19 protein-coding genes are annotated in these 23,483 nt (G+C 46.1%); 14 read left to right on the top strand and 5 right to left on the bottom strand.

Going from position 1 to position 23,483, the window contains the following annotated elements; all coding sequences use genetic code 11:
- Positions 1-365 precede the first annotated feature (365 nt).
- The 6 genes from pbpG (GOL65_RS18895) (at position 366) to GOL65_RS18870 (ending at position 4,843) form a co-directional block, all read left to right on the top strand.
- Positions 366-1,283 (top strand): D-alanyl-D-alanine endopeptidase, encoded by a 918-nt coding sequence (pbpG, locus tag GOL65_RS18895; RefSeq protein WP_140917971.1) that lies wholly within the window; start codon positions 366-368, stop codon positions 1,281-1,283.
- Between the two features lie 171 nt (positions 1,284-1,454).
- Positions 1,455-2,381 (top strand): D-alanyl-D-alanine endopeptidase, encoded by a 927-nt coding sequence (gene pbpG, locus GOL65_RS18890; protein WP_140917972.1) that lies wholly within the window; start codon positions 1,455-1,457, stop codon positions 2,379-2,381.
- 102 nt (positions 2,382-2,483) lie between these two features.
- Complete coding sequence (locus GOL65_RS18885; RefSeq protein WP_140917973.1) at positions 2,484-3,425, top strand: DUF808 domain-containing protein; 942 nt, start codon at positions 2,484-2,486, stop codon at positions 3,423-3,425.
- Between the two features lie 185 nt (positions 3,426-3,610).
- The gene (locus GOL65_RS18880) at positions 3,611-4,201 is read left to right on the top strand and encodes a Yip1 family protein (RefSeq protein WP_140918410.1); all 591 of its coding nucleotides are present in this window, start codon (positions 3,611-3,613) and stop codon (positions 4,199-4,201) included.
- Between the two features lie 131 nt (positions 4,202-4,332).
- Complete coding sequence (locus tag GOL65_RS18875) at positions 4,333-4,563, top strand: (4Fe-4S)-binding protein (RefSeq protein WP_140917974.1); 231 nt, start codon at positions 4,333-4,335, stop codon at positions 4,561-4,563.
- Positions 4,564-4,570: 7 nt separating this feature from the next.
- Entirely contained in the window at positions 4,571-4,843 is a 273-nt protein-coding gene (locus GOL65_RS18870; protein WP_140918411.1) for a GNAT family N-acetyltransferase, read from the top strand.
- A 51-nt stretch (positions 4,844-4,894) separates the two neighbouring features.
- Here GOL65_RS18870 and GOL65_RS18865 read toward each other — a convergent pair whose 3' ends face one another.
- Genes GOL65_RS18865 through GOL65_RS18850 form a run of 4 tightly spaced genes read right to left on the bottom strand, consistent with a single transcriptional unit; the run spans position 4,895 to position 8,859 of the window.
- Entirely contained in the window at positions 4,895-5,653 is a 759-nt protein-coding gene (locus GOL65_RS18865; RefSeq protein WP_140917975.1) for a DeoR/GlpR family DNA-binding transcription regulator, read from the bottom strand.
- A 12-nt stretch (positions 5,654-5,665) separates the two neighbouring features.
- Positions 5,666-6,649, bottom strand: coding sequence for a D-threonate 4-phosphate dehydrogenase (locus GOL65_RS18860; RefSeq protein WP_140917976.1), 984 nt, complete (start codon positions 6,647-6,649; stop codon positions 5,666-5,668).
- Positions 6,639-7,913, bottom strand: a complete 1,275-nt coding sequence (dtnK, locus tag GOL65_RS18855) for a D-threonate kinase (RefSeq protein WP_140917977.1) — start codon at positions 7,911-7,913, stop codon at positions 6,639-6,641. Before dtnK ends, GOL65_RS18860 begins: the two co-directional genes overlap by 11 nt.
- A 1-nt stretch (position 7,914) precedes the next feature.
- Positions 7,915-8,859, bottom strand: a complete 945-nt coding sequence (locus tag GOL65_RS18850) for a 2-keto-3-deoxygluconate permease 1 (RefSeq protein WP_140917978.1) — start codon at positions 8,857-8,859, stop codon at positions 7,915-7,917.
- An 815-nt stretch (positions 8,860-9,674) separates the two neighbouring features.
- Here GOL65_RS18850 and glgB point away from each other — a divergent pair.
- The 8 genes from glgB (at position 9,675) to GOL65_RS18810 (ending at position 21,882) form a co-directional block, all read left to right on the top strand.
- Positions 9,675-11,861 (top strand): 1,4-alpha-glucan branching protein GlgB, encoded by a 2,187-nt coding sequence (gene glgB / locus GOL65_RS18845; protein ID WP_140917979.1) that lies wholly within the window; start codon positions 9,675-9,677, stop codon positions 11,859-11,861.
- Positions 11,862-11,865: 4 nt separating this feature from the next.
- The gene (gene glgX / locus GOL65_RS18840; protein ID WP_140917980.1) at positions 11,866-13,878 is read left to right on the top strand and encodes a glycogen debranching protein GlgX; all 2,013 of its coding nucleotides are present in this window, start codon (positions 11,866-11,868) and stop codon (positions 13,876-13,878) included.
- Between the two features lie 57 nt (positions 13,879-13,935).
- The gene (gene glgC / locus GOL65_RS18835; protein WP_140917981.1) at positions 13,936-15,228 is read left to right on the top strand and encodes a glucose-1-phosphate adenylyltransferase; all 1,293 of its coding nucleotides are present in this window, start codon (positions 13,936-13,938) and stop codon (positions 15,226-15,228) included.
- 105 nt (positions 15,229-15,333) lie between these two features.
- Positions 15,334-16,767, top strand: coding sequence for a glycogen synthase GlgA (glgA, locus tag GOL65_RS18830; RefSeq protein ID WP_140917982.1), 1,434 nt, complete (start codon positions 15,334-15,336; stop codon positions 16,765-16,767).
- Between the two features lie 185 nt (positions 16,768-16,952).
- Positions 16,953-19,400, top strand: a complete 2,448-nt coding sequence (gene glgP / locus GOL65_RS18825; protein ID WP_140917983.1) for a glycogen phosphorylase — start codon at positions 16,953-16,955, stop codon at positions 19,398-19,400.
- Between the two features lie 80 nt (positions 19,401-19,480).
- On the top strand, positions 19,481-20,038 hold the full coding sequence (locus tag GOL65_RS18820) for a hypothetical protein (protein ID WP_140917984.1): 558 nt from the start codon (positions 19,481-19,483) through the stop codon (positions 20,036-20,038).
- Between the two features lie 127 nt (positions 20,039-20,165).
- Entirely contained in the window at positions 20,166-20,642 is a 477-nt protein-coding gene (locus GOL65_RS18815; RefSeq protein ID WP_140917985.1) for an AraC family transcriptional regulator, read from the top strand.
- A 358-nt stretch (positions 20,643-21,000) separates the two neighbouring features.
- Positions 21,001-21,882, top strand: a complete 882-nt coding sequence (locus GOL65_RS18810) for an AraC family transcriptional regulator (protein ID WP_179038496.1) — start codon at positions 21,001-21,003, stop codon at positions 21,880-21,882.
- Between the two features lie 61 nt (positions 21,883-21,943).
- Here the strand turns inward: GOL65_RS18810 and putP are convergent, their stop codons facing one another.
- Positions 21,944-23,434 carry a sodium/proline symporter PutP gene (gene putP, locus GOL65_RS18805; protein WP_140917987.1) on the bottom strand — a complete coding sequence of 497 codons (1,491 nt, stop codon included), beginning with the start codon at positions 23,432-23,434 and terminating at the stop codon, positions 21,944-21,946.
- Positions 23,435-23,483 lie beyond the last annotated feature (49 nt).

The raw sequence follows: 23,483 nt of genomic DNA, 5'->3' as shown, positions 1-23,483 counted from the left end.
AAGAATATTAATTTATTAACATTTAAATTAAATTTTCAATTACTTAAAATTAATAAGAAATTGCAAAAAAATAATAAAAGATCATGCTTAATGAATCTCATTAATCCTTAAATAAAACCCTTCCTTGTTTTCAAATTGGATAAGACTAAATATATGAAGGTTGTCTCTGATGCTGTTAACAACTTAATTATGCTTAAAGGATGATATTTCCTAAAAGTACACGCATACATTTTTTTACAAATAACTGCCCTTTTATTATGTCGATATGCCACAAATTGCCTGTGCGAATTGCATAACTATAAATTATAATTTCAGCAGCAGAACATCCTGTTCTATACCGATAACTCAATGGAAGTCAGCAAACTATGCAAAAAAAAATTCGATTTTCTTTATTGAGCCTGCTCATCCTGTCTTCCAGCGTCGTGGCAATGCCCGAGGCCATGGCTAAAAGCAATAAAGCAGCATCAACAGCTTCATCACCACAAATAGGTCTTTCGTCCCAAAGCGCGCTGGTTGTAGATATAAATACCCGTAAGGTTATTTATGCCACCAATCCGGATAAAGTTGTTCCGATTGCTTCTATTACAAAGTTAATGACTGCCATGGTAGTTCTCGATGCTAAGCAGCCGTTAACTCAGGTTATTCCGGTCAGAATAAATCAAACCGCTGAATTAAAAGGGGTTTACTCCAGAGTTAAGGTGGGTAGTGAAATTACCCGTAAAGATATGCTGCTGTTGGCATTGATGTCATCGGAAAATCGTGCAGCTGCCAGTCTGGCGCACAATTATCCTGGTGGTTATAAAGCATTTATTCGTGCAATGAATGCAAAGGCTAAATCGCTGGGAATGACTCACACTCGTTATGTAGAGCCTACCGGATTATCAGAGAAGAATGTGTCAACCGCCCGTGATCTCAGCAAACTGGTTATGGCGACAAAAAAATACCCTCTGCTTAGCCAGCTTAGCACCACTCCGGAGAAAATGGTTTCTTTTGAAAACCCACGCTATGCCCTTGAGTTTCGCAATACTAACCATCTGATTCGTGACCATGACTGGAGCATTCAGTTAACTAAAACTGGTTTTACTAATAAAGCAGGCCGCTGTCTGACAATGCGCACCGTTATTGGTAATCGGGAAGTGGCATTAGTGATGTTAGATGCCTATGGCAAATATACCCATTTTGCTGACGCTAACCGACTACGTAGTTGGATAGAAACTACCCCGTCGCTACCGGTTGCTGATGCCAGTAAAAACACTAAAAAACAGAAGGTTCGTCAGGGGTAATATTATTATTTAAATGCATAAAGGCTGGTTTGATTATTCAACCCAGCCTTTATGCTTTGGGTTTAAAACAATTAATTACATATCACCCCATAGGCGAAAAACAATAACCTCATTTATACTTGCCACAATTAACATCATCCCAACCCTTTCTCTGAAATAATATTGGTCACTATGCGCATAAAATTTCGTTATTCCCTGTTAGGTTTATTGTTGTGCTCTATTGGTACAATCTCATTACCTCAAGCTTTGGCCAATTCGCAATCATCTACAGTACCAGCCGTTTTGTCTCAACCTGAAATTGCCTCCGGTAGTGCTTTAGTGATTGATATGAAGAATCGTCAGGTGATTTATTCTGCTGCGCCAAATAAAGTGGTTCCTATTGCATCAATTACCAAGCTAATGACAGCGATGGTAGTCCTGGACAAACAGCTACTATTATCTGAAGTTATTCCAGTGACGATCAGTCAAACCCATGAGCTGGAAGGCGTTTACTCTCGAGTCAAAGTGGGTAGTAAAATCTCCCGTGAAGATATGCTGCTGCTGGCGTTGATGTCATCGGAAAACCGGGCAGCGGCGGCATTAGCCCATAACTACCCTGGTGGTTATCATGCTTTCATTCAGGCAATGAATGATAAGGCACAAGCATTGGGTATGACCCATACCCACTATGTCGAACCTACGGGGCTGTCTGAACAGAATGTCTCGACTGCCAGCGACCTGACAAAATTACTTTTTGCTTCTCAGCGCTACCCTCTGCTTAGTCAGTTAAGCACCACGCAGGAAAAAACCGTCACCTTCCAGAACCCGCTTTACACCCTGGATTTCCGTAATACCAATTATCTGGTAAAAAAAGGCGACTGGGATATTCAACTCACTAAAACCGGATTTACCAACAAAGCCGGGCATTGTCTGGCGATGCGCACCACCATTGCTAATCGGGATGTGACCTTAGTCGTTCTGGACGCATTTGGTAAATACACTCATTTTGCCGACGCAAACCGTTTACGCAAATGGATGGAAACCGGAGAGGCTCCGCCAGTGCCTGCCGCCGCGAAGAATTATAAAAAACAGAAGTCTCTGGAGACTACTCAAAGGTAGTAGTCTGGAAGTTTTCTGTAGGCAGCCAACATCCCATCAGGTAAGCTTTGCCTCCATTATCAGTAAGGACACTTTGATTCCCTTTTTGCAGGAGTTTTTAAATTGGCAGGAAGTAGTTTACTCGCATTATTAGATGATATTGCAGCTGTTCTGGATGACGTTGCACTAATGACCAAGGTCGCCGCAAAAAAAACCTCTGGTGTACTGGGTGATGATTTAGCGCTCAATGCACAACAGGTAAGCGGCGTTCGGGCAGACAGAGAATTACCGGTAGTCTGGGCCGTAGCCAAAGGGTCATTTTTGAATAAATTGATTCTGGTGCCATTAGCGTTGGCAATCAGTGCCTTTATCCCCTGGGCGGTAACTCCGTTGCTGATGGTCGGTGGTGCTTTCCTTTGTTATGAAGGTTTTGAGAAGTTAGCCCATAAGTTTCTACATCCTAAAACAGCCAGTACAGAAAGTGAGCATCAGGAGACGCCAGCCCTGTCCCCTGAAGAAATTGCTACCTATGAGACGCAAAAGATTAAAGGCGCCATCAGAACCGACTTTATTTTATCCGCAGAAATCATTGCTATTACTCTGGGCACCGTTGCACATACCGGTTTTTTACAACAGGTTCTGGTGATGTCCGGCATTGCTATTGTGATGACAGTTGGTGTTTACGGTTTAGTCGCGGGTATTGTCAGACTGGATGATGTGGGTTTCTATCTGAGCCGTAAAAAGGCCAGTATTGCCCGCTTAATTGGCAATGGTCTGGTTAATGTTACCCCTTATCTGATGAAAACCTTATCCATCGTTGGTACAGCGGCAATGTTTATGGTGGGCGGCGGTATTCTTACCCATGGATTACCGATGATTCACCACCTTATTGAGGGCGCATCAGTTTCAGTATTAACTTTACCAACCGTTGGCAGCATTCTAAATATGCTGACTCCTACCGTTCTCAATATGCTGTTTGGCGTTGTTGCCGGTGCCGTGGTGTTACTGGTAGTTACACTGCTTGGCAAACTTAAGCCAAAGAAAAACGCTGAAAAAGCAAGCTGATCCTTCTGTTATCAACCTGCCGTCTCCCGGCTGGTTGATAAGATTTGAAATACAATTATTCCCCACACCCCCACCATTTCATCTCCCGGTTTATATACTTAACAAGTGACCGTAGAAGAAACCTGAATGCTCAGACTGGCTATCTTACCTGACAGAGTTTTCAGTAAGCTCGGAGGTGTCATATGATGTTCAATCATGTATGGGGACTTCTGGCCCATCCTGGCCGTGAATTCCAACAAATCAGTCAAGAGAAGGAAACCGTTTCCCATCTCTATACCCGTAATCTTCTGGTTCTGGCAGCCGTTCCTGTTGTCTGCTCATTTATAGGAACTACTCAGTTTGGCTGGATGGTTGGTGATGAGCCTCCTGTAAAGGTATCGCTATTCACTGCCGCTTATATTGCCATTATCTTTTATGGCATGTTGCTGGCTGCGGTGGCCGTTGTCGGCAGGATTATCCATCTGATGGCTCGTCGCTATGCTCAATCTCCCAGTCTTGAGCGCTGTATCATTTTTGCTGGCTACACTGCGACCCCTATGTTTTTGAGCGGGTTAGTTGCAGTCTACCCATTAGTATGGCTCTGTCTGTTAGCAGGCATTATTGGCCTGTGTTATTGCGCCTACCTGCTCTATTCAGGTATCCCAACTTTTCTGAATATCGATCGTAGCGAAGGATTTATCTTCTCCAGTTCAACGCTGGCCTTAGGCATACTGGTGCTGGAAGCCTTATTAGCCATTACGGTATTAATGTGGGGATACGGCTCCCACTTCTGGTGATCGTCATCCTCTGTCAGTAAGGGGCGATTTCGCCCCTTCTTTGTTTCTGAATAAATCCTAATGCCTTTTTAAAACAGTTATCTATACTTAACAGGTAGCAAGATAATCACAATAAATTAAGTGAGCATTTTATGAGCAATGAACTAATAGAGAAAGGCTATCGCTGCTATACCGGCGAAAAAATCGATGTCTATTTTAATACCACCATGTGTCAGCACTCAGGCAACTGCGTGCGTGGAAATGCCAACATTTTCAAACTGTCTCGCAAACCCTGGATTATGCCGGATAATGCCAGCGTCGAAGAAGTTAAACGCGTGATTGATACCTGCCCGAGCGGTGCCCTGCAATACAGAGAGAAATAGTATGGAAATTAACATTCTTGAAGGTGAAAATCGTTTCTATGTCAATGACAAAGACGGCAACATGCTGGCGGAGGTGGCCTTTGTTCCCACCGGGGAGAAGCTGACTATTATTGACCATACCTATGTTGATGAAAAACTAAAGGGTCAGGGTGTAGGCAAGAAACTGGTATATAAAGTCGTGGAGAAGATGCGCGGCGAACATCGGAAGATTATTCCGTTATGCCCTTTCGCTAAACATGAGTTTGATACTACCCCTGAATATCAGGATATTCGGGCCTGAGATAAATAGCATTGATAGTGACTATTCTGTTTGACACAGAATAGTCACTGATTACACCAGCTTTAATACAAATGGCTGCTGTCGTAATTTATGCTGAACCTCAGGCGTTAATCCTTTGTCGGTGACAATATCCGTCAGCGTATTGAGTGGTGTTACGCAAAACAGCGAATAAGCACCATATTTGCTGCTATCTGCCAGTAAAACTCGCTTGCGGCCATTGGCGGCTAAATCTTGCTTTAATCCCGCTTTTTCTTCCGTTGGCGTAGTAATACCCCGCTCCAGACTCCAGGAATTACAGCTGACAAAGGCTACATCAGGATAGATATTTCTCAGCAGTCGACGACCATGGTCACCAATACAGGACTGGCTACTGTCATCGATTCTGCCACCAATAATGGTCACTTCGATTTGCTTAAACGCAGACAAAAACAGCGCGATATGCAGGTCGGTGGTGATCACTCGCAATGGTAAATGAGTCAAATGACGCGCCAGCTCCATCATGGTGGTTCCGGCATCCAGCACTACGGAATCACCGGCTTTCACCATACCGGCAGCATACTGGGCAATAGCTTGCTTCTCATGCTGGTTACGATGAATCTTTTCGTTAGTGGTGGGTTGGTCGGGAATAAAGCGATCAAGAGTCACACCACCATGACTACGAATAATCACACCCTGCTTATCCAGCTTAATCAGGTCACGACGAATGGTTGCCGGTGAGGCATCAATCGCCGCAACTAACTGTTCAACGGTGACCAGATTATGACTTTTTAAATAGTCCATAATCTGGTCCAGACGGCTTTGTCCTTTCATGGCACTCGTATATCAGGCAAGTTTCAGAGCTAACTCTATGGATATTCCCATGCTCTCAGATTTGGCTTTACCTGTCCACGCAATATCAAATGCGGTACCGTGATCGGCGGAAGTCCGAATAAACGGTAATCCGGCGGTGATATTTACCCCATCATGAAAACCTAATAGCTTCAGCGGTATATGCCCCTGATCGTGATACATGGCAACCACCATGTCATAGCGACCTTCATTAGCCTGTAAAAATACGGTATCAGGTGCACAAGGACCGTAAACATCAATGCCTTTAGCTTTCATGGCTTCAATAGATGGAGTTAATATTTTGATCTCTTCATCGCCAAACAGGCCGTTCTCTCCTGCATGTGGGTTTACTCCAGCAACGGCAATACGTGGATGATCAAAACCAACGCGTCTTAAGAAGGTATCAGCCATACCAATCACCGTCTCAACCCGGTCGCGATTTAACGTATCAAGGAATTTACGCAGTGCAATATGGGTGGTCACATGGATCACTTTCAGGGTATCGGTATACAACACCATGGCGTAATCACGAGTATTAGTCAGCTTAGCCAATAGTTCGGTATGTCCCGGATAGAGATGACCAGCTGAATGCAATGCTTCTTTATTCAATGGCGCGGTAGCAATAGCCTGTACTTCTCCAGCCAGAGCCAGATCTGTTGCACGTTTAATACAACGATAGGCTAAATCACCCGCCTGCGGCTGAACCTTACCTGGTACCAGCGCTTCCGGATCTGCCAATAGTTCATTCAGAACGTGAATAACTCCCGGCGTGAATTGAGCTTCTGATACCTGCTGAATCTCCCGCAGTTCCACTGCGGGAACAATACCCAATGCCTGCACGCGACGTAAAGTATGCAGACAGCCAATCACAACTGCCGGTGCACCGGATAAACTGCCGCCAGCCAGCGCTTTGATAATAATTTCCGGACTGATCCCTGCCGGATCTCCCATAGTGACGGCAATGGTTTTACTTCCCATGATACATCTCCTCGATAAAATAAATGGCGTCGCTCAGGGCGTTATCCGCACCAAATCCCCCTGCTTTGGTAATTACCGGCAAGTCATCAATTTCGCTGTTAACGAATGTGCCACAAGGGATACAAGGGGAAACCTCAGCGGAAATACGATAACCTTCTGCATTCAGCGCTCGCGCAACGGCAATGGCAATATCCCCACCGGTCAGGAATAGTCCGCCAATTTGCGACAGGGCCAGCAGTTCAAGCGTTATCGTCCCCAGGATTGAGCTAATTTTGTCACCTAACTGCTGACGGCTAAGTTGATAGCGTTCACACAGTTGGTCAATCTTCTGACGGGCGGCCTCATCCCTACAGGTGCGCAACACACAGTGTTGATGTTGACGCAATACCTCTGCCGCCTGCGTAATAATCTGTTTCGTTTCGCTCTGGCTCTCTGCACCGAGCAGCTTTTCAACGTCTACCTCAACGATCGCCAGAGACTTCTCCCTCTCGGCATACATAATTTGTTTACGTGTCGCTTCGCTCATTGAGCCTGCAACAACCAGGACCGGCAGTCGTTCCCGTGGTTTAAGGTAGAGTTCGGAAGGTAAAGCACCGGCAAATCCTGCCGCACCCACCAGTAAATAAGGCTGATCCAGAGTGATAAGCGTATCGGCAATGGCAGATAAATCGCTCTCTACTTCAGCATCTAACACCACTATGCATTCCGGCCCCTGAGCCAGTTGCTTAATGACCCCGACTAACTTGCCTGAACGTACCTGAACAAGGGAAATTTCATGAATAGGTAATGTGGTTTGTTCAGCGATGATGTCCCGAATACGTGATGAGTGAATTGGCGTTTTGGGGTCACTGGCAAATTCGGTCTCTACCAGAGGAATACGATTCACCAGACATAATCCATTGAGCGTAACCCGGCCTGCCGCAGGGATAGCGGCAGCCACCAGTGCAATTTTTGCACCACTGGCCTTCATACCGGCCTCAATTTCGGCGCCAACGTTACCTCGAAAAGTAGAATCAATCTTCTTATACACTAACAGTGCTGAACTATCAGCGGAGAGCTGGGCGTTAATAGCCCGGGTAACGCTCTCCGCTGCCTGCCGGGCAGTTGCAGCTCGACTTTCCGTATTGATGACCAAAACATCTGCTTTATGGCTACGTAATGGTTTTTCATGCAACAGCACATCTGTACGGGCACCTTTTTTAGCCAGTTGAACGCCCGTATCGTTGGCACCGGTAAAATCATCTGCAATGACCAGCATTTTCATCTTAGTTTTCTCCAGCTAAGCGAGCGTTACGTTTCGCCACCCAAGAGGTGAGAATAGGAACCAAAATAGCCGTGGTAATAACTGATGCAGCAATTAATGGCGCTGCCGCATTGGCTATCTCAGTCAACGATGGGTCAGCCGTGGCTATTGCCAACGGTGTTGCCACCGCATTACCTGCCGTACTGGACGCCGCCGCACCGGCAACGCCAGAACCACCGACTAAACGATCCGCTTTAATATTGAAGAAGCCGCCAACCAATGTGGTCAGAACACCCAGTGCGATCCCTGCCAGACCGCCTTTCAGCAACATATGCAGATCGATACCCGCACCTAATGCAAAAGCAAAGAAAGGAATCAGCAGCGGACCACCTTTGGTCAGGAAATCACGCATTTGTGGGTCAAGGTTACCCAGAATCATTCCTACTACTAATGGAACCAGTACCGCTACCAGTGCCATCATAGGGATGTTGGCCATACCGGCCGCGCCTAATGCGATCATGGTAAAGAAAGGACCATCATTCAGTGACAGAATGGAAATCGCGCCAACATCACGCTCATTACCAAACTCCCCTACCAATGCTGCATACAGTCCACCGTTTGAGTTACTCATTGCAGCAATAATAGCCAGTCCGGTTAACCCGAAAATACCATCTGCACCAAAGAAACGCTCAACAGCAAGACCGATTGCAACCGCAACCAGCAATTTGGTTAATGTAATAGTACCGCCCTGCAGCAAAGCACGAGGAGCAGCTTTAATGCTTATCCCCGCACCCATACATAAAAGAAATGCGCCAATCAGTGGTGCTGCCCCGCCCTTAAACAGTGCCGTGGTAAACCCACCAATCTGAAGTGCTTCCGGTATAAATGTATTGATAATGGCGCCTAAAACTAATGGAACCACCATCATGCCGCCAGGGATTTTCTCTATCGATTTTTTAATATTCATTGTATCCTCAGCATAGTGATTTTTATTGGTCAGTTATGATTATATTTAATCACCGCTATCATACTGTGACCCTGCTAACACTTCTATCATTTTTGATTACATGTAATCAAAAATGAATTAATTCACTCATTAAAGTGCATTAACCGCACGCATTCATCCCATTATGCCAGATAATTCCTACGGTAATCTGACTAAAAATAATCATAAAGAATTAACTGTTACATAACAGAAAATAATGACGTGACATCAAAACAGGCTTTATTTGTCAGACAATATAAAATTGCAGGCTGGCAGCAGCTGAAAAGGTGGTTATGCTAATAATAAGTATGAATATATTAATTAAGCTATCAGTCAAAGTATTGGTACCTGAATTAATCATCACCAATATCAATAGTATTTATTGGAGCATCGGGAATGTTAATAAATTCTTCAGGTAACCAGTACAATACAAAACACATTAATAAAATCATTACCGATTGATTTATATTGATTTAATTTAAAAAATGAAACTCAAGTATTATTATTTAAAAGGGTTTTATCACCAAATTTCATATGAAAACTTAAGATTGATATCTTATTTACCGTCTGTCATTGATACCCTTAGTTATAATAAATGAGAGATATCTATTTGGCTGAATGAGCGGTATGTCTGCTATTATATGAATTACAAGAACTAACTCACAGTTTTAATCTGATGATTCAGTAAGGTAAAACAAGGCACTTATTTAATATCGCGCCGATTAATTAGCGATATTATATTTTTTATTGGCTGGTCTTTTATTTGAGCCAATAAATAACATATTGGGAGAATATGGATGTCCGGCACTATTGACAGAGGCACGATCCAACAACTAACTTCCGGCCATTATGCAGACCCATTCTCGATTTTGGGGATTCATAAAACCGCAGATGGCTATGCCATCCGCACCTTTGCTCCTGATGCTACTCAGGTCAGCGTTTTGGACAAAGACACGCAAAAGATACTGCTTACGCTAACGCAAACCGATCAGACCGGCTTTTTCTCCGGTACTCTTTCCCCCAGTGAGACACCCTACCGCTACCAGTTAATGATTGATTGGGGTGATGCCCAGCAGATCATTGAAGATCCCTATCGTTTTGGTCCTTTATTACAGGAGATGGATGCCTGGCTGCTGTCAGAAGGCACCCATCTACGACCTTATGAACGACTTGGCGCGCATCTCACCAGTCTGGATAACGTAGATGGCGTCACTTTTGCCGTTTGGGCACCTAATGCTACCCGGGTTTCGGTAGTTGGCGACTTCAACTTCTGGGATGGCCGCAGGCACCCAATGAGATTTCGCAGAGAAAGTGGTATCTGGGAGTTGTTCATTCCTCATATACATGAAGGTCAGCTGTATAAATATGAAATTATCGACTGCAATAATGTCACACGCCTGAAAGCCGATCCTTATGCTTTTGCTGCCGAAATGCGTCCTGATACCGCATCTCGCGTTAGCCAACTGCCATCACGAGTGACAATGACCCAACAACGCCGCCAGGCAAATGACTTTACTGCGCCTATGTCTGTCTACGAGGTTCATTTGGGCTCCTGGCGGCGTCACCTGCACGATAATAGCTGGCTTAGCTACCGTGAACTGGCCGAGCAGTTAATACCTTATGTTAAAGATATGGGCTTTACCCATATCGAACTTCTGCCGATTAATGAGCACCCGTTTGACGGTTCCTGGGGCTATCAGCCGGTTGGCATGTATGCTCCAACCCGCCGTTTTGGCACCTTAGAGGATTTTCGCTACCTGATCGAAACCGCTCATCAGGCCGGCATAAATATTCTGCTGGATTGGGTTCCGGCCCACTTCCCCAGTGACGATCACGGTCTGGCACAGTTTGATGGTACCGCACAGTTTGAATATTCCGACCCGCGAGAAGGCTACCATCAGGACTGGAATACCCTGATTTATAACTATAGCCGCCATGAAGTGAGAAACTATCTGGCTGGTAATGCCCTCTATTGGATGGAACGATTTGGCATTGATGGGCTACGGGTTGATGCCGTCGCTTCCATGGTCTATCGGGATTACAGCCGGGCAGAAGGCGAATGGATACCAAACCAGTACGGCGGCAATGAAAACCTCGAAGCCATTGAATTTATTCGCTATACCAATAAAACCATTGGTATTGAATGTCCTGGTGCTATCACCGTGGCAGAAGAGTCTACCGATTTTGCCGGTGTCACCTTACCGCCGGAAGCCGGTGGATTAGGTTTCCACTACAAGTGGAATCTGGGTTGGATGCACGACACGCTGGACTACATGAAGCTGGATCCGGTATATCGCCAGTATCACCACAACTTAATGACCTTTGGCATGTATTACGCCCATACGGAAAACTTTGTTCTCCCTCTGTCTCATGACGAAGTGGTACATGGCAAACGTTCACTGCTTGGGCGTATGCCAGGTGATACCTGGCAGCAATTCGCTAACCTGCGCGCTTACTACGGCTTTATGTGGGCCCATCCCGGCAAGAAACTGCTGTTTATGGGGGGCGAATTTGCTCAAGGCCGCGAATGGAACCACGACGGTAGCCTTGACTGGCATCTGTTAGACCCTATTCACGGCGGCTGGCATAACGGAGTACAGAATCTGGTCCGCGATCTTAACCATTGCTATCAACAGCAGGCTCCGCTGTCTCAATTGGACTATGCTGAAAATGGGTTTGAATGGTTAGTGGTCGACGATCATCAGAATTCTGTCTTTGCCTTTATACGTCGCGATGAATCGGGCAATGAAGTGATTGTCATCAGTAACTTCACCCCGGTACTGCGGGAAAACTACCGTGTCGGCATTAACCTGCCGGGGCAGTATCAGGAAATTCTGAATACCGACTCTGAATATTATCGCGGCAGTAATGCCGGTAATCTTGGTGGTGTTCATAGTGAAGAGATACCGTCGCACAATCGGGCGCACTCGTTAAGCCTGGTATTGCCACCGCTCTCTACCCTTTATCTGCAACGGGAGGCTTAATAGCATGACGGTCACTTTAGCGGCAGGTAGCCCGTATCCTCTTGGCAGCCATTTTGATGGTCAGGGTGTCAATTTTGCGCTCTATTCAGCACAGGCTGAAAACGTTGAGCTGTGTCTGTTTAACCAGAACGGTGAAGAACAGCGCCTGATGCTACCTTCGCGAACCGGTGATATCTGGCACGGCTATCTGCCAACCGGAGTGCCCGGATTACGTTACGGCTACCGGGTGCATGGGCCTTGGGATCCTCAGCGAGGATTCCGTTTCAATCCGCACAAACTGCTAATCGACCCTTATTCTCAGGCACTGGATGGCTCAGTAATGGATAGCCCATTGCTGAGCGATGCTAACGATCATCCCGACAGCGCAGACAGTGCCTCCGTTATGCCCAAAAGCATAGTGACCAGCGAAAGTTATGACTGGCAAAATGATGCACTACCGCAAACACCATGGTCTGAAACCATCATTTATGAAGCCCACGTTCGCGGCCTGACCAAAACCCATCCGGATATTCCGGCAATTTTGCGGGGAACCTACGCAGGTATCGCTCATCCGGTGATGATCCAATATCTAAAAAAGCTGGGAATTACGGCACTGGAACTGCTGCCGGTTCAACTTCATGTTGATGAACCTCGTCTGCAACAGCTTGGTTTAACCAATTACTGGGGCTATAACGTGCTGGCACCTTTTGCCATAGAGCCGGGTTACTGGTCTCAGCGCCCTGACTCTACGCCACTGTCAGAATTCCGCGATATGGTGAAAGCGCTACATCAGGCAGGTATTGAAGTCATTCTGGACGTGGTGTTTAACCACACCGCAGAGTTGGACCTCCTCGGGCCGGTGCTATCGCTGCGCGGCATTGATAATGCCAGCTATTACTGGCTTGATGAACAGGGTGACTATCATAACTGGACCGGGTGCGGTAACACCCTGAAGCTCACACAACCAGCCGCCATGCAATGGGTATTAGATTGTCTGCGCTTCTGGGCTACCGAATGCCATGTTGATGGCTTCCGTTTTGATTTAGCCTCTGTATTGGGCAGAACTCCCGATTTCTCCCCGGAATCGCCGCTATTGACGCAATTACAGCACGATCCGATTCTGTCAAAACTCAAACTGATTGCAGAACCCTGGGATATTGGTCAGGGCGGCTATCAGTCGGGTCATTTTCCCGCGCCTTTGGCCGAATGGAACGACCACTTCCGCGACAATATGCGCAGTTTCTGGCTACAGCAGCCTTCAGCGCTGGGGCTTTTTGCCCGTCGCTATGCTGCCTCCAGCGACGTTTTTCAACACCATCAGCGTTTGCCATACGCATCGATTAATAAAATCACTTCCCACGATGGTTTCACCCTACGAGATTTGGTTAGTTTTAATCAAAAACATAATCAGGCAAACGGTGAACAGAACCGTGATGGCAACAGCAATAATTACAGCTATAACCACGGTATCGAAGGATTGGAGGCGGATGAAGCAACATTACAGCGCCGTAACGCCAGCGCTCGTGTACTTCTAACCACCCTGTTGTTATCACAGGGAACACCAATGCTGCTGGCCGGTGATGAACTGGGCAATAGTCAGCAGGGTAATAACAATGCCTACTGTCAGGACTCTCCCCTGACCTGGCTTAACTGGATTCAGGCCGATCAAACGCTGCTGACGTTTACCTCTGGTCTGATAGCGCTGCGTAAGCAGATCCCTGCCTTAACTACCGAAGCATGGTGGACAGGCAAAGCCACATCAACAAACGGCAATCAAGACGTGATGTGGCTTAACGCACAGGGACACCCCATGTCAGCGGATGAATGGGAACGTGCTGAGCCACCTCCGCTACAGATTTTACTGTCCGGGGCATGGCTTGTTGTCATTAATCGTACCGACCAACTACAAACCCTGAATTTACCTTCCGGACAATGGCATATCGCCCCGCCGTTCTCCGTTGCTGATATTGGTGTGGGCGATACCAAATGTATTGCGTCACCTCGCAGTATTAGCGTGTTACGCAATAGAAACTCATAAATTTAACCATACCGGTATCGGTATTTATTGACTCATTTGATTACATAGGATTTTAAGATGGCTGCAGGAAAAGAGGTTAAGCAGAATACCAATCAACAACTTATGCTAGCGAGACAATTGCCTAAGCAGTCTGTGGCATTGATACTTGCCGGAGGACGTGGGTCACGCCTGAAGGATTTAACCTCCAAACGAGCAAAACCCGCAGTACACTTTGGCGGAAAATTCCGCATTATCGACTTTGCTTTGTCGAACTGCATGAACTCAGGGATCCGTCGTATTGGCGTTCTGACCCAATATCATTCCCATTCATTGGTACAACATATCCAACGCGGCTGGTCATTTCTGAATGAAGAGATGAATGAGTTTGTTGACCTGCTACCGGCTCAGCAACGCGAAGACCATGAAGAATGGTACCGTGGCACCGCTGACGCTATTTATCAAAACCTGGATATTATCCGCCGCTATAAGGCTGAATATATTGTTATCCTGGCTGGTGACCATATTTACAAGATGGACTACTCGCGCATGCTGCTGGACCATGTAGAAAAAGGCAGCCAGTGTACCGTGGCCTGTATTGCCGTACCGCGTGAAGCCGCTTCTGAATTTGGCGTCATGGATATAGCAGAAGATGAACGCATTCTTCAGTTCCTGGAGAAACCTGCGAATCCACCGGCGATGCCCGATCAGCCGGATATGTCTTTAGCCAGTATGGGGGTTTATGTATTCAATGCTCAGTATCTCTACAAACTGCTGGAAGAAGAGAGCCTGAACATGGAAACCCATCATGACTTTGGTAAAGATTTAATCCCTAAAGCCGTTTCTCAGGGCGTAGCATGGGCACATCCATTTAATCTTTCCTGCGTAACGTCTGACGTAAATGCTGAACCTTACTGGCGTGACGTTGGAACTATTGACGCTTACTGGAGTGCTAACCTCGATCTGGCATCGGTTACCCCTGAGTTAGACATGTATAACAAAACCTGGCCAATCCGTACCTATATGGAGCCACTACCACCGGCTAAGTTCGTACAGGACCGTTCCGGCAGTCACGGCATGACCATGAACTCGCTGATTAGCGCTGGTTGTATTATTTCCGGTTCGGTTCTGGTGAATTCAGTGCTGTTCCCAAGAGTTCGGATTAACTCCTTCTGTACCATTGACTCCACCGTATTGCTACCGGATGTGTACGTTGGCCGCTCTTGCCGTTTACGTCGCTGTATTATTGACCGGGGCTGCCACTTACCGGAAGGTTTAGTGGTGGGGGAAAATGTGGAAGAAGATCAGCGCCGTTTCCACCGCTCAGAAGGGGGTATAGTTTTAATCACCAAAGAGATGCTGGCGAAATTATAACTGGATGCCCCAAAAGTCTGGTGAACATTCACTATGTTTAATATTTAACCCGGTTTCGCGGATCATCGCAAACCGGGATGTTTCTATTTTCAGACAGGAGTTAGGATGCGAGTTTTACACGCATGTTCTGAGTTGTACCCGCTATTAAAAACGGGAGGACTGGCTGATGTACTCGGTGCCCTTCCCGCAGCTCAGATTGCCGCAGGGGCCGATGTTCGCCTGCTGATGCCCGGCTTTCCCGCCTTGATGAAAGGCATTGGAGAAACCTCACTGGTCGCCGAACAAGAGACCTTTGCCGGTAAAATAACCCTACGTTATGGCACTTATAATGGCGTGGGAATCTATCTGATTGATGCACCGCATCTTTACGATCGTCCTGGCAGTCCTTACCACGATGGTGCCCAGCATGAGTATGCTGATAACTATAAACGCTTTGCGTTATTAGGCTGGGTTGCCTGTGAACTGGCTTGCGCGATTGACCCTTACTGGCAGCCTGAAATTGTTCACGCCCACGACTGGCATGCCGGACTGGCAGGTGCCTATCTAGCTGCTCGTGGCTATCCGGCTCGCTCGGTATTTACCGTGCATAACCTGGCCTATCAGGGACAATTTTCTGCCCGACATTTGCATGAGCTTCATCTTCCCTCTCATTTTATGCAACCTGACGGGCTGGAGTTCTACGGGCAAATTTCCTATCTCAAAGCGGGTCTGTATTACGCGGATATGATCACCGCCGTCAGCCCAACATATGCCAAAGAGATAACCCAATCAGAGTACGGTTTTGGTATGGAAAACCTGCTTGAGCAGCGTCAATATCACGGTAAGTTAACCGGTATTCTCAACGGCGTTGACTATCAAATATGGAATCCATTAACCGATCCACTGCTGCCGGAAAATTACCATCCGAGAAAGATGGCGGGTAAAGCAGCATGCAAAGCAGCGCTGCAGTATCAACAGGCTCTGACAGTCACCCCTGATGCGCCGCTGTTTGGTGTGGTAAGTCGCCTGAGTAGTCAAAAGGGTCTGGATTTGCTGTTAGAATCTTTGCCAAAACTGCTGGAACTGGGGGGGCAACTGGTCCTGTTGGGTAGTGGTGATACCCACCTACAGGATGCCTGGCTGGATATGGCCAAACAGTACCCTAAACAGATAGCGGTACATATTGGTTATGACGAAGCACTGGCCCACAACATCATCGGCGCAGCAGATGTCATTCTGGTTCCCAGCCGCTTTGAGCCATGCGGATTAACTCAGCTTTATGGCTTGAAATACGGCACCCTCCCGCTGGTCAGATATACCGGTGGCCTGGCAGATACCGTCATTGACTGCTCGCTGGAAAATCTGGCGGATAAATTAGCTACCGGTTTTATCTTCCGCGACAGTCAGGTCAATGAATTAAACGATGCTATTCGACGGGTGTTTGCCCTTTGGGCTGAGCCAGTTAAGTGGCGTCGAGTACAACGTCAGGCTATGGCGATGGACTTTAGCTGGGATATTGCCGCCGAGAAATACTTAACCATGTACCAACATTTAAGTTAGCTTTTTCTTGCATTGCTGAAATATTGAACGATAACTTAAATATGGACCGCATGGATATACCACTTAAAACCAAGCTGGGTTTCAAACCATGAAACCCAATTATTGATAATTAAAAATTCACAGGGCCTCTGGCAAAAAATGGATTTGCCCTTAACGCTGACACATACACAATATGGACGAGACTTATGTCTTCACAATTTAATTTTGAAACACCCGAAGAACGCATCCGGAATTTAAAAAATTCCATCCAGGAAAAATTGAAGTTTGTTATTGGTAAAGAACCCGCGCTGGCTACTGAACATGACTGGCTAAACGCTATCTCATTTTCCGTACGGGATCTGATGGTAGAACGCTGGTTGCGTTCTACTCGCGCGCACTTCTCCCAGTCTGGTCGTCGCGTCTCTTATCTGTCGATGGAATTTTTGATTGGCAGAACGCTGTCTAACTCGCTTTTGAACCTCGGCATCTATGACGATCTGGCGCAGGCTCTCGACAGCATGGGCTTCAATCTGGAGCAATTAATTAACGAAGAGGACGATCCGGGTCTGGGCAACGGCGGTCTGGGCCGTCTGGCGGCCTGTTTCCTGGATTCTCTGGCCACGCTAGGCCTACCGGCTCGCGGTTACGGCATTCGTTATGATTACGGCATGTTTAAACAGAATATTGTCGATGGTCAGCAGGCAGAATCACCGGATAACTGGCTGGAATATGGTAATGCCTGGGAATTCCCGCGCCATAATGTCCGTTATAAAGTGTTCTTTGGTGGACGAGTACAAACTGAAGGTAAAACCTCTCATTGGGTAGAAACCGAGGAGATTCTGGCCTGTGCTTACGACCAGATTATTCCGGGTTATGATACAGATGCGACCAATACCCTGCGCTTATGGTCGGCACGTGCCAGTAACGAAATTAACCTGGGTAAGTTTAATCAGGGCGATTATTTTGCGGCGGTGGAAGATAAAAACAATTCCGAGAACGTATCCCGGGTGCTCTACCCTAACGACTCTACCTCATCTGGCCGCGAACTGCGTCTGAGCCAGGAGTACTTTTTAGTTTCCGCCACGCTGCAGGATATTCTGCATAGCCACTGGCTGGCTTATGAAACCTACGATAACCTGGCGGAGAAAGTTGCCATTCACCTGAATGACACCCACCCGGTTCTGGCTATTCCTGAATTAATGCGTTTGTTGATCGATAATCACAATTTCAAATGGGAAGATGCCTGGGAGATGACAATTCGTATATTCTCCTACACCAACCATACTCTGATGAGTGAAGCGTTAGAAACCTGGCCGGTGGATATGATGGGCAAAATTCTGCCTCGCCACTTGCAGATTATTTTTGAAATTAACGAATACTTCCTGAAAGTGGTTAAAGAGCACTATCCGGACGATCCTGGTTTATTAAGCCGCGTATCTCTGATTGATGAATCTAACGGTCGTCGGATTAGAATGGCATGGCTGGCGGTTATTGGTGGTCACAAGGTCAATGGGGTTTCAGCACTGCATTCCGATCTGATGGTGAAATCACTGTTTGCCGATTTTGCCAAGATTTTCCCTCACCACTTCTGTAATAAAACCAATGGCGTAACGCCAAGACGCTGGATAGGGCTGGCCAACCGCCCTCTTTCCGAGCTGCTGGATAAAACCATCGACAAAACCTGGCGTACCGATCTGAGTAAGCTCTCTTATCTGAATGAAGCTGTCGACTTCCCGGCCTTTATTGACCAAATCAAACAAGCTAAATTACAGAATAAGAAAAAGCTGGCAGAGTATGTGGCAGAAAACCTTAATGTGATTCTTAATCCTAATGCGCTATTTGATGTGCAGATTAAACGGATTCATGAGTACAAACGCCAGTTACTTAATTTACTGCAGGTTATCACTCGATATAACCGTATCTTGCAATCTCCGGATGCTGACTGGGTGCCTAAAGCGGTAATTTTTGCCGGTAAGGCCGCTTCATCTTACGTTAACGCCAAGCTGATTATTCATCTGATCAACGATGTGGCGAAAGTGATTAACAACGATGCGCGCATTAAGAACAAGCTGAAAGTGGTATTTATACCTAACTACAGCGTCAGTCTGGCGCAGATGATTATTCCTGCAGCCGATCTGTCTGAGCAGATCTCTCTGGCAGGAACAGAAGCATCAGGTACCAGTAACATGAAGTTTGCCATGAACGGCGCGTTAACCATTGGTACGCTTGATGGTGCTAACGTGGAAATGAAAGAGCATGTAGGTGATGACAATATCTTTATTTTTGGCAACACCACCGAGCAGGTTGAAACGCTACGGGCTCATGGCTACGACCCACGTAAAATTTACGAAGAGGATGCGGAGCTGAATCAGGTATTAAACCAAATCGCCACCGGGGTATTTAATCCTGAAGATCCTCATCGCTACGGTGCTCTGTTTGATTCACTGGTTAACTTCGGTGATTACTATCAACTCCTGGCAGATTACCGCTCTTATGTGGATATGCACGACGAGGTGGATAAACTTTATCGTAAGCCAAACCTCTGGGCACGCAAAGCTGCGCTAAATATAGCCAATATGGGCTACTTCTCTTCTGACCGTACCATTCAGGAGTACGCGGAAGAAATTTGGGAAATTAAGCCTACGAAGCTATAACCAGAACATATTGTGATATTATTTTGAAATTAACTCCCCTGTTTTGACAGGGGATTTTTTTACCCGCGGAAATAACAGGAATGATCGATAAATCAGATGCATTTGATGGGAATATTGGCAATATAACTTACAGATATACTATCCCGGCCATGTCCTATCGGGATCACAAAGAAGCTACGCGTCTGTTTCTGGCGTTAAACCGTCATAAACGCCGGAGTATTTTTCAGCGCATTGCCAATGTTATTTTCTACTTCTGTTTAATTGTGGTCGCAATGATGTGGGATGCAATCCCCGAACGCTATGATCTCTGGGTCAAACTGGTCTTAGCGTTCATGTTCGGCATCTATTTTGAAGGTATTCGTTATAACTTTTGCCTATCCCAAAAAATGAAACAACACCGTCAAACAGCCTTATCGGAACACGATGAAATCATTGAGATCGGTGAACATGGTATCAACCAAATTCGCGCACAGTTCGTTATTGCTCTTAAATGGAGCTTTGTTAAATCCGTTATAACTCATGACAAATATATTTTTATTATTACCAATGAAGGATACATTGGTATTCCTAAGGAAATGACTCAGTCAGATAACCAGAGCGTTACCGCGTTTATTAGCAGTAAAATTAATCAGAATTAGCGCCGGATTAATAAACAGTCAGAGTGTCATTGAGCTATTATTTTTAACAGCACATTGAATTCTATCCAAATACGCGATGAGTGTGGTTAACTTTACTACTACTGGCTAATAATCTTAGGGATACACTATGAATATTACTATCGAAAATCGCGACACCATCACTGTTTACGGCATCAGGCACTGTGGCCCTTATCCTGAAATCAATAAGGCGTTTAATGCACTCTGGGACTGGGCACTGGCGGAAGATCTCACCGCTCAGGTTAGAGCGGCCATTGCGGTTTATCACGACAATCCGAAGGTTAAAGCCCCGGAACAGTGCCGTTCTGATGCCTGTTTGCAGTTTGAACATCCTTTGCCAGACCAACAGCTCTCTGAGATTGTCAGGCCCGTATTAATAACCGGTGGATGCTACGCCACCTATCGCCATATCGGTCCTTATTCAGCGCTGGAGCCGGTTTATAACGAGTTTTATAACAGTTGGCTCCCTGCCAGTGACTTCCAGAAAACCAACCAGCCATCATTTGAAGTGTATCGAAATAATCCAATGGAGACGCCGGAAGATCAGCTGATAACCGATCTCTATTTTCCGGTAACGGGGAAATAATCTGGGTAGACCTTTTGCCTTTGGAATATTGCGGGAACCTACGAAATAGGAAGAATTGATGCTTTGGGCCGCCTATGCGGCGGTCAACCAGAGCAATGTATCACTACCCATTATTTTGAATAAAATTTCCACCTGCTTAAACCGATTTACCCTTTTCTAAGATAAACATTAAAAATCAATAAAAACAAACGATTAAATTCATACTCTAAAAAAGGGTCAGAACAACGAACGACGATCACAATATTAATTTTATTGTTATAGAAATAACCACTTTTCCGCAATCCATGATAAGTATTCCTCTTATCCCCCGTTATAATCCCCCTCAGGAATTATAAATACTTAAATGGAACAATATGTTATGCGGAAATCCAAAACTGAACAAAATTATCGCCGCAGGGTTCAACAAGTTCATCGCCTGATTGCCGCATCCTTAGATGAACCGGTAGATATCGCGACGCTGGCAAAAGCATCCGCATTTTCTCTGTATCACTTCCATCGTATTTATACTGCTTTAATGGGAGAAACCGTAGCAGATACACACCGTCGATTACGTCTGGATCGGGCTGCCGCTCAGATCGCCCGAGGCTCACTCCCTATTACCCATATCGCAATGGAAGCTGGCTATGAAACACCGCAGTCTTTCTCTCGCGCTTTCAAGCATCAGTTTTCTTTATCACCCGCCCAATATCGTAAAGCGGGAACACAACCTGACTGTCAGGCTCCTGTTTCAATCTATCCCCCTATCTGCACGGAGATCATTAAAATGAATATCACCATCGAAACCCGCGAAGAAGCAATTGTATATGGCGTAAGGCATATCGGCCCCTACACCGGTATTCAACAGGCCTTCCATCAATTATGGCAGTGGGTTACTGCCAATCATCTTGAGTCACAGGGGAAATGCGGAATCGGTATTTACTATAATGACCCGATTACTACCGCACCGGAAAAATGTCAGTCCGATGCCTGTATTCAGTTTATTCAGCCGCTGGAAAATGAGCCTGAAGACAAAAATATCCGCACTATAAAACTGGCCGCCGGACGTTATGCACGATACCGCCATACGGGTCCCTATAACACGCTGGAACAGGCTTACAATACCTTCTATGGTCAATGGCTGCCTGATAGCGGCTATGAGTGTGCAGACCTGCCACCGTTCGAAATTTATATTAACAGCCCTTACGATACGCCCGAAGCCGATCTGATCACCGATATCTATATGCCTGTTAAAGATAAGTAACTCATATTTTGGATAAAAAAAATGGCGCCATCTGGCGCCATAAATAAAGCACATCAATGAATTATTCTTTTTCGCTCTGAAACTCTTTTTCAGCTTCATTAAAGCGAGCAATCATTTTTTCAGTTGGCTGACTGCCAATCTTGCTGAAAATAACAATTGCGATAGAAGCAAAGATAAAGCCCGGAATAATTTCATACAGGTTAAACCACCCATACTGTTTCCAGATCAGTACCGTTGCTGCACCAACCACCATACCGGCCAAGGCACCATTTCTTGTCATACCTGACCAGATAACCGACAACAGAATCACCGGGCCAAAAGCGGCACCAAAACCTGCCCAGGCATAAGCCACCAAACCTAATACCCGATTATCAGGGTTAGCAGCTAACGCAATAGAAATCACCGCAACCAGCAATACCATCAGACGACCAACCCACACCAGCTCATTCTGACTGGCGTTTTTACGCAAAAATGCCTTATAGAAATCTTCCGTTAATGCACTGGAACACACTAACAGCTGGCAACTCAGAGTACTCATTACCGCCGCCAGAATAGCGGACAGAAGAATACCAGCAATCCACGGGTTGAATAATAATTTAGCCAGCTCAATAAACACTCGCTCGCCGTTCTCACTCACATTCCCTGCCAACGTTGGGTTATTAGAGAAGAACGCGATACCAAAGAAGCCAACGGCTACCGCCCCACCCAGACAGAAGATCATCCAGGTCATACTGATACGGCGGGCATTATGAATCACATGGTGAGAGTCTGCTGCCATAAAACGTGCCAGAATATGCGGCTGTCCAAAGTAACCTAAACCCCAACCTAACAGTGAGAGAATGGCAACAAAGTTCAAACCCTTAAACATATCCAGGTATTCCGGGTTTTTCGCTGCAATCACAATCATTGAGCTGTCGATACCACCCACCGCGATAATCACCATCACCGGCGTCAGAATTAAAGCAAAAATCATCAGCGATGCCTGAACGGTATCTGTCCAGCTAACAGCAAGAAACCCTCCTATAAAGGTATAGGCTATAGTTGCCGCCGCGCCAACCCATAATGCTGTTCCGTAGTCCATATCGAAGGTACTTTCGAACAGTCTGGCGCCCGCAACTACCCCGGAAGCACAGTAAATAGTGAAGAAAATTAAAATCACTACCGCAGAAAAAATTCTTAAAATACGACTTTTATCTTCAAAGCGAGTGGTAAAATAATCCGGTAGTGTTAAGGCATTATGGTTAATCTCTGTATGTACCCGTAAACGGCCGGCAACAATACGCCAGTTCAGGTAAGCACCAATGGTCAGACCGATAGCAATCCAACTCTCCGAGATCCCCGACAGATAAACGGCTCCCGGTAACCCCATTAACAACCAACCGCTCATGTCTGAAGCACCGGCAGATAACGCGGTAACAAAACTTCCCAGACGGCGACCACCTAAAATGTAATCACCAAAGTTATTGGTTGCCCGATAGGCCGCTAATCCAATAACAATCATTCCCACGATATAGACCACAAAGGTCACTAACATTGGCATGCTGGCGCTCATGCAACTCTCCACTTTCATTATTTTAAAATATTCGGTTGGCGTTTTTCAT

Origin of the sequence: Limnobaculum xujianqingii (genome assembly GCF_013394855.1) — a bacterium.
In the GTDB taxonomy this organism is placed as follows: domain Bacteria; phylum Pseudomonadota; class Gammaproteobacteria; order Enterobacterales; family Enterobacteriaceae; genus Limnobaculum; species Limnobaculum xujianqingii.
This window is presented reverse-complemented; position numbering and strand designations above follow the sequence as displayed.

Coding starts and splice junctions, on each gene's coding strand:
- pbpG (WP_140917971.1), top strand. CDS start 366: ATGCAAAAAAAAATTCGATTTTCTTTATTGAGCCTGCTCATCCTGTCT.
- pbpG (WP_140917972.1), top strand. CDS start 1,455: ATGCGCATAAAATTTCGTTATTCCCTGTTAGGTTTATTGTTGTGCTCT.
- GOL65_RS18880 (WP_140918410.1), top strand. CDS start 3,611: ATGTTCAATCATGTATGGGGACTTCTGGCCCATCCTGGCCGTGAATTC.
- GOL65_RS18875 (WP_140917974.1), top strand. CDS start 4,333: ATGAGCAATGAACTAATAGAGAAAGGCTATCGCTGCTATACCGGCGAA.
- GOL65_RS18865 (WP_140917975.1), bottom strand. CDS start 5,653: ATGAAAGGACAAAGCCGTCTGGACCAGATTATGGACTATTTAAAAAGT.
- GOL65_RS18860 (WP_140917976.1), bottom strand. CDS start 6,649: ATGGGAAGTAAAACCATTGCCGTCACTATGGGAGATCCGGCAGGGATC.
- dtnK (WP_140917977.1), bottom strand. CDS start 7,913: ATGAAAATGCTGGTCATTGCAGATGATTTTACCGGTGCCAACGATACG.
- GOL65_RS18850 (WP_140917978.1), bottom strand. CDS start 8,859: ATGAATATTAAAAAATCGATAGAGAAAATCCCTGGCGGCATGATGGTG.
- glgB (WP_140917979.1), top strand. CDS start 9,675: ATGTCCGGCACTATTGACAGAGGCACGATCCAACAACTAACTTCCGGC.
- glgX (WP_140917980.1), top strand. CDS start 11,866: ATGACGGTCACTTTAGCGGCAGGTAGCCCGTATCCTCTTGGCAGCCAT.
- glgC (WP_140917981.1), top strand. CDS start 13,936: ATGGCTGCAGGAAAAGAGGTTAAGCAGAATACCAATCAACAACTTATG.
- glgA (WP_140917982.1), top strand. CDS start 15,334: ATGCGAGTTTTACACGCATGTTCTGAGTTGTACCCGCTATTAAAAACG.
- glgP (WP_140917983.1), top strand. CDS start 16,953: ATGTCTTCACAATTTAATTTTGAAACACCCGAAGAACGCATCCGGAAT.
- GOL65_RS18820 (WP_140917984.1), top strand. CDS start 19,481: ATGATCGATAAATCAGATGCATTTGATGGGAATATTGGCAATATAACT.
- GOL65_RS18815 (WP_140917985.1), top strand. CDS start 20,166: ATGAATATTACTATCGAAAATCGCGACACCATCACTGTTTACGGCATC.
- GOL65_RS18810 (WP_179038496.1), top strand. CDS start 21,001: ATGCGGAAATCCAAAACTGAACAAAATTATCGCCGCAGGGTTCAACAA.
- putP (WP_140917987.1), bottom strand. CDS start 23,434: ATGAGCGCCAGCATGCCAATGTTAGTGACCTTTGTGGTCTATATCGTG.